General features: G+C 62.2%; 1 protein-coding gene and 1 pseudogene. Both read right to left on the bottom strand.

What is annotated here, in order from left to right:
* On the bottom strand, positions 1-489 hold a 489-nt coding region (locus AC1D0Z_RS23280), incomplete at its 3' end, for a competence/damage-inducible protein A (RefSeq protein WP_477660489.1).
* 49 nt (positions 490-538) lie between these two features.
* Positions 539-798, bottom strand: a pseudogene (locus tag AC1D0Z_RS23275) (EI24 domain-containing protein); the annotation flags it as partial.

Raw genomic sequence — 798 nt, 5'->3', positions numbered from 1 at the left:
GTGGACGGCCCCTTTTCCGGCGCGGCAAGTAAAGCCGGGGATCTTGTTGTAGGGGTTCGGGATGATCTCAGCACCGGCCGGGAACACCCCCATGTTCAGGCGATGGATGTTGTCGTCGCGGTCAGGTTCGTAGGGAATGCCCTGCTCCCTGGCGACATCTGCCATGCGTTCGAGGATCAGCGTTTTAGCGGTGGGATGCAGCGCAAGGTCAACACCCAGCGCCTTGGCCGCGCACTGCCGCGTATGGTCATCAGGTGTGGCGCCTATACCGCCGCAGGAAAAAACCACGTCGCCGCTGTCACGCGCGGCCGCAAAGGCCCGCGCCAGCGTCGCTGTGATGCGGGCCGGATCATCCCCCACATAGTCGGCATAGGCCAGCTGCAGACCCCGCGCACCCAGCAGTTCGATGGTTTTGGGCAGGTGTTTGTCTGCGCGTTTTCCGGAAAGGATTTCGTCGCCGACGATGATGAGGCCGAATTGTGGGGTCATGCTGAGGCTTGGGGTGTCAGATCAGGGGAGCCAGGAGAGACAAAGAGAGTCAGGGTTGGGATCCGGGTTTTCCGCCCAGCGAGCCGAAGCTGGGCGCCGGGCCTGGCAAGGCTTCGGGGGCCAGTTCCGTTGCTATCGATTGAATAGCTGCTTGCGCAAGCGGGTCGGGCGCCAGGGCATTGTTCTTCTTGCGGAGTTGCTCCAGGGCCGACAGGGTGTAGTGGGCAAACCAGAGCGAGGAAAACGCAAACACGAGGGTGTAAATCCAGATGGCTACCGGCACCAGGATGGGCGCCATGGCCACAAACA

The sequence above is a fragment of the Polaromonas sp. P1_E3 genome (assembly GCF_056405935.1).
Note: the sequence above shows the minus strand (reverse complement) of the source record. Positions and strands in the feature narration are given on the sequence as shown.